General features: G+C 37.0%; 1 protein-coding gene. It reads left to right on the forward strand.

Going from position 1 to position 7,221, the window contains the following annotated elements:
• Nucleotides 1-126 precede the first annotated feature (126 nt).
• The gene (locus JO950_RS15625; RefSeq protein ID WP_202703495.1) at nt 127-7,026 is read left to right on the forward strand and encodes a S8 family serine peptidase; all 6,900 of its coding nucleotides are present in this window, start codon (nt 127-129) and stop codon (nt 7,024-7,026) included.
• Nucleotides 7,027-7,221 lie beyond the last annotated feature (195 nt).

Genomic DNA, 7,221 nt, shown 5'->3' on the forward strand with positions numbered 1-7,221 from the left:
TGCAGTTAAACAATGTTTACTTTGTTTTTTTAACAAATTAACTGGGAATATAATTTGTTAATTATAGTTTAATTTGTAGGTTTACGATCTTAACAACCACTAAGTTAACCAAAAACCAATTTATTTATGAGATTAAAACTACTTACACTATTGGTGTTATTAGTGGCCATTCCCATTTGGTCGCAGAAGACATCAGAAAGTGATTTTGTAATTTCTTTAAATGGAAACAAAATCACAACTACGTCAAATTTTAAACAGCAGTTTAAAGACAAAAAAAGTACAGCTAAGCAGAGCCTGAAAACAGAGTATACTTTGCTGCAGTTTACAAAAATTCCTTCTGTGGAAGAACAGCAAAAGTTGAAAACACAAGGAATAACTTTACTTAGTTATTTATCGAATAACGCTTATTATGCAGAAATTGCTCCTGAGTTTTATAATAAAAGCAGTGTTTCTGATAACATAAGAGCAGTGATTGCAGTCGATCCGAAATACAAATTGGATCCTATGATTGTGGATAACGCTATCCCGGATTATGCTGCAACAGGTGGTAACGGAATTAAAGTTGTTGTGAGTTATTTTAAAGGCGTCGACCGTAAGCGTGTTGAACAGGATTTAGCAGGCCTGTTTTTAAAAAACAGCAATAACGATACAACGTTTAATGAAATTTATATCCAAGCCTCTAAAGAAAAATTAGAAGAGGTCGCAAAATTCAATTGGGTACAAAACATTGAGTTGGTTGCTCCACCGGTAGAAAGCGATAATAAGCCGGGTGTAACTTTGCATAAAGCAAATGTTTTGGGATCTACAATTCCTGGCCTTGGTTACGGATTAACCGGAAAAGGAGTGAAAGTTGGTGTTTGGGATGGTAATTTGGAGCCTCATAAAGATCATACCGGCAGAGTTATCATTAGAGAATACGAATATAGTTCGTCGCATGGAGATCACGTTGCAGGTACTATTGGCGGTGCCGGTTTATTAGATCCAATAGCAAGAGGAATGGCTCCGGAGGTGCAAATGTACGGTTGGAATTTTAATACTCAGTCTAACGGTTTAAGCGTTCAGCAAGAAAGAGTGAAAGCTGCGAATGAAGATGGTATTGAATTAACATCAAATTCGTATGGAGTAAATTTAACTTCAGGTTATAATACCAGAAGATATGATACCGGAGATCGTGGTGATGATAATGTTACCGTAACATTTCCTTATCTTTTGAATATTTATTCGAATGGAAATGCACAAACAGCATACCCTGGCGGATTTAATACATCAACAAAAAACTCAAAAAATGCACTACACGTTGCAAACGTTCAGGCAGATGGAGTAATCAGCGGCTCTAGTAGTTTTGGTCCTACCATTGACGGACGTTTAGTGCCACAAATCTCTGCAGTAGGAAATAATGTTTATTCGCTGGACTACAGTAATTCTTATCAGATTATGAGTGGTACTTCGATGGCTACTCCTGGAGTTACAGGTACAATAGCTTTGCTTTGTGAGAGATATAAGAATATTTATGCTGCCAAACCGTTGGCCTCTTTGATGAAAGCTTTGGTGTGTAATACTTCTAAAGATGTCGGAAATCCAGGTCCGGATTATAAGTATGGTTTTGGACATATTAATGGACTTAGAGCCATTAGAGGTTTAGATAACAAATTGTTCTACTCAAATACAGTATCTAATGGCCAAAGCTACGAGAAAGAAATCGTCGTACCGGCAGGATTGGTGACTTTGAAAGTGATGCTTGCCTACACAGATTTAGGCGGAACACCAGGAGCTTCGTCGGTTTCGGTAAACGATTTGGATGTAAAAATTGTAAAAGATGGTGTAACCACTTTGCCTTGGGTTTTAAATGCTACGACACCAAATACTAATGCAGTTCGTGGTGTGGACAATTTGAATAATATTGAACAAATCACTTTGGACAATCCTGATGCAGGAACTTATAAAATTATCGTTAGCGGCTCGAGAGTGCCTATTGGTACACAAGAGTTTTCTGTGGTGTATGATTTTGTAGCTCCTGAATTAGTTTTAACTTATCCTATCGGAGGAGAGAAATTTAACACAGATACCACAGAGTATATTCGTTGGGATTATGAAGGAGAAGCAAAACCTTTTACAATCGAATATTCTGTTGATGGAGGGATTAACTATCAGGTTATAGCGAAAGATGTTCCTTCTGCTGCGAGAAATTTTGCATGGAAAGTTCCTGCAGGAATTGTTGCTAATGCAAAAATAAGAGTAATTGCTGGTTCAAAAGTGGATACTTCAAGAGAAGTGTTTAATATTATTTCAGAGCCTAAAAATTTAGTTATAGCGCCTTCAGCATGCGGTGTTTCATCGTATAAGATGGATTGGGATCCAATTCCGGGAGCAAAATACGAAGTATTAAAAATGAACGGGTACAAGTTTGACGTTGTTGCAACGGTAACTGATCCTACTTATACTTTTACAGTATCAGTTGGGGATGATAACTGGTTTTCAGTTAGAACCGTTGATATCGCAACGGGAATTGTTTCTGAAAGAGTAAGAGCAGTAAACGTAGAGCCGGTTTCTCAAGCGGTTGTTAGTGCTGCTACGCTTCCTTTTACCGAGAACTTTAATTCCAGAAAAGCAGGTAATTATGTGTTTTCTAAAGGAACAACTGGTTTAGTAAAGTATGAATATATTAATGCAGATTTTGTGGACGGAGCAAAAATGGCCGGATCAGGAGATGTGTCTGCTTCTCCTTGGGTAGCCAGTACATCAGCAAATGCGTTTGCTAATAATCCGAACTTCGTTAAGAAAGTTTCATTCTGTGATATCGATGCTACAAGTTTGACTGGTAAAACAATTGGACTTAAATTTAATTTAATTTGGGCTACAGTTGGTGCTTCACCACTGCCAAACAAAAACTTCTTTAGACTTGTTGTAAACGGTACTCCAGTGAATAGTTACGAAAGTATTGGTGTTTATGGCGGAACAGCTACGTCTGGTAATACAGAATTATTATACGATTTATCGGCTTATGCGGGAACTGTCTTTAGCGTAGCTTTTGAATCGGTTATGGATAATGATGTACAAGTGATAAGCAATGATAATGTTTACAATTCTGTTTTTATTGATAATGTTTCCATTTTTGAGGCAACTGCGACGGATGTTGAATTAACTTCATTAACTCCAAATGCAGGAATTACAGCCAGTGAAACTGTAAAAGTAAAAGTATTCAATCACTCTCCTGTTGCGGTAAGCAATGTACCTGTTTCTTATAAAATTGATAGTGGAGCAGAAGTGATTGAAACTATTCCGGGGCCAATTAATCCTTTTACTGAAGCATCTTATGATTTTGCACAAAAAGCTGATTTTTCAACTCCAAAACTTTACAAAGTAGTTGGAAAAGTAAATTATACAGGTGATGCAGTTGCAGACAACAATACGATAGAGAAAAGTGTACGTAATACAGGAACTGATATTTTAATGGGCGGAGCTGCTCCGGCACCTACTTGCGCAGCGACATTTACAGATAGTGGTTCGCGTTATGCAAATTACGCAAACAATCTTTCGCAAACTATAACTTTCAAACCTGCAACAGCCGGAAATAGTATTAGGGTAACTTTTTCTGCCTTTAATGTGGAGCAGGATTATGACTACCTATATGTGTATAACGGAACAACTACATCTGCGCCTTTATTAGGCACCTTTACCGGAAATACCTTGCCTCCTTCTATAACATCAACAGCTGCAGGTGGGGAGTTGACATTTAGATTTACCTCAGATAGTGATGTAAATGAGTTAGGATGGATAGCTGATATTGAATGTGTTGTAAAGCCGGTAATAACAGACGTATCTGTAGTTTCGATTACAACTCCTGAAGTTTTAGGAAAAAAGACCAGTACGCATGATGTAACCATTAGAGTTAGTAATTTAGGAGCAAGTGCTTTAACTAATCATCCGGTGTTTTATCAAATAAACGGAGGGACAAAAGTTACGGAAACCGTTCCGACGATAGCAGCTTATTCTACAGTAAATTTCACTTTTACAGCTAAAGCTGATTTATCAATGGTTGATGCTACTTATACTATCAAAGCGGGAGCTGATTTGCCCGATGCAAATGCAGCTAACGATGCAGTCGAAAAAGTAGTGTACAATAAAAACGAGTTACCGGTTCATACCAATACAAATGGATACGCAATTTCGCGCTTCAAATGGAATGATGTGGTAAATAATTCAGGAACTACGGCATATTCTGATTTTAAAAACATAAAAATTCCGGTTTATCCTGGCTTTACTTATCAGCCAGAGGTAAGCATTACAAAGACAGAAACGCCAATAACCAGAGACTTGTCAACAACTGCAACAGGAGTTTTCACAATGATTGTGATCGATTTGAACGGAGATGGTAATTTGACAGATGAATTTTATGCAGGAAATTTTTGGGTAAATACTACCCCAACTTCTGCAGCACCTGCTATACCATCGACCACAAGTACACATTATTTCAGAAATATGGCTACATTGGCAGGAGGGTTTACCATTCCGTCCAACACAACAGCTGGTGAGAAATTGATGAGAGTAGTACATATGTTTCGTTCTCCAAATGAATATTTTAATGTAAATCTAGGGCCAACTTTTGATGGGTTAACAAGTTCAAGAAACGATTTTGAAGTAGAGGAGTATACTATTAATGTATTACCTTTTACAGCTGCTGATGCCAGTATTGATGCAATTACAGCACCAATTAAACCAGGTAATGCTCCTGTGACGGTTTCGGCTGTAATTCGTAATTATTCAACTGCAGCAATTTCGAACTTCCCGGTTGCTTATAAAATCAACAATGGCGCTGAAGTAATTCAGAATCAAGTTGCTTCAATTGCAGCAGGAGGAACAGCTACCATTACATTTACTACTAAGGCAAATTTAGGAGCGCCTGATAATTATACAATTCAGGTTTATACGAAACTGCCTGCAGATACAGATCCTTCAAATGATGCTAAATCAATAACACTTTCACATGCTGCAAATCATCCTGTAAATGTGACTGGAACTTTTGACGGTGTAAACGACTTTATAATAACGGGGACTACACCTGCTTTGAATCTTACTAATAATTATACGTATGAGCTTTGGGTAAATCAAAAACAACCTACAACTTTTGCAAGGCTTTTAGATAAGAGTACAGCGTTAGCGTTTATTCACACTAATAATAGTTTGAGTTTATATAAGGAAAACAGTTTAGTGATCTCTATTACTACTGCTACAGGATCATATGTAATTAATACAGGAGTAAATACTATTAAACAGAATACATGGCACCACATCGCTTATACGGTAAGTGCTGCTAACGTGTATACCGTTTATATTGATGGAGTTTCAGTTCCTTATACCAGTACAGGTACTGCCGGGGCATCAACTTCAAATGCTGCAGCACCTGCCTATATAGGTAATAACGCAGGATTGGCTCGTGGTTTAAATGGTAATATTGATGAAGTTCGTATTTGGGCTGGAGTTCGCAATCAGGCAACAATTGCTGCAAATTCAACAACAAAATACGTTGGAAACGAACCTGGACTATTGGCATATTACAGCTTTTCAGAAGGGAATAAACAGTTTGTTTTCGATAGTACTATAAGCGATAATACGGCTATAGTTACAAATGCTGATACAGATGGTTTGGGAGCTGGAAAATTCTGGAATGTTCCTGTTTTATTACAGAAATTGGAATTTGTAAATCAATTGGCAACATCTTATGATGAAGGAAGTAAGACATTCACTGTTCTGTTAAACGATGGAGCTGATGTAACTACTGCGGTTGCAAACTATACTTTAGGAATGAAAAGTATTGCAAAAATTGGAGGTGTGACACAAGTGAATGGAGTGACGCCAAACGATTATACCAATCCAGTTACTTTAACAGTAGAAGGAGTTGGATTTAATACCGGAATTTCTGAAACATACACTATTAAAGTTGTTACTGGTTTAAGCAATGAAAGTAAGTTACTTTCTTATGATTTTAAAACCGTTTCAAATCCAGGTTTGCCACAGGAAATTTATACCGATATTGTTGGGAATAATGCTACTAAAACAGTACCATTCGGTTACAATGTTTCAAACTTAATTGCAGATTTTACGGTTTCGCCGGGTGCAGAGCTTTATGTTGACGGAGTAAAACAACTTAATTCTAAAGTAACTGCTTCAGATTACCGTAATAGTTTCTTGGTAACAGTTGTTTCTCAGAACAAGCAATCTCAAACAAACTATACGGTAGATATTAATGCAAAAAATACTAAAGCAAGTATTTTGTCTTATTCAGTAGCTAATCAGGTTGGAACAAGTGTTATTGATCCTGTAGCTAAAACGGTAAAAGTTCAGGTAAACAATAATGCTAATTTAAGCGCTTTAGTGCCTAATGTTCAGGTTTCTGATTTCGCTACATTACGTATCGGGACTTATATTCAGACTAGTGGAGTGACAACGTTAAACTATACTGGACCAGTATCTTATAATGTGTTAGCACAAAGCAGAAGTATTGAATATTGGACATTGACAATTGAATCGGCTAAACCTACAATTACACTTTTAGGCAATGCAGTCATTTCAATTGATAAAGGTTGCGTATATACAGATCCAGGTTATACAGCTGTAGATAACACAAATGCAGATATTACTTCGTCGGTTATCGTTTCAGGTACTGTTGATGTAAATACTCCGGGTCAATATGTAATAACATATACGGTAAAAGATGCGTTGCAAAATCAAGCTACAGTAACACGTACAGTAAATGTATCAAGTACAACATGTACATTGGGAGTACCAACTAATGCTATTGAAGGTTTTGTATTATATCCAAATCCGGTTATCGAAGGTAAGGTTCATATACAATCAGCTTCAACTAGTCCTAAAAACATCGTCATATCTGATATGACAGGAAAGAAAATACTTTCCGTTCAAACAGAAAAAACAGAACTGAATGTTTTAGGCTTGCCAAGCGGTGTGTATTTAATAAGAGTAGAACAGGACGGGAATACATCTATAGAAAAATTAATCATTAGATAATTTCACAGACTAGTTCTGGATAATTAATAAGTTACAACCCTACAGGTTTTAAAACCTGTAGGGTTTGTTTTTTGTTCTTATATATAAAGAGTGATTCTGTCCGGCTGAGCGAAGTCGAAGCCTTTATCCGCTACTATCGGGGCTAGGGGATGGGTTTTCAAAGGAAAGATCGGTCATAAAACAAAAACTTCGGGT

The organism is Flavobacterium sp. UGB4466 (genome assembly GCF_903469665.1).
Lineage (GTDB): Bacteria > Bacteroidota > Bacteroidia > Flavobacteriales > Flavobacteriaceae > Flavobacterium > Flavobacterium lipolyticum.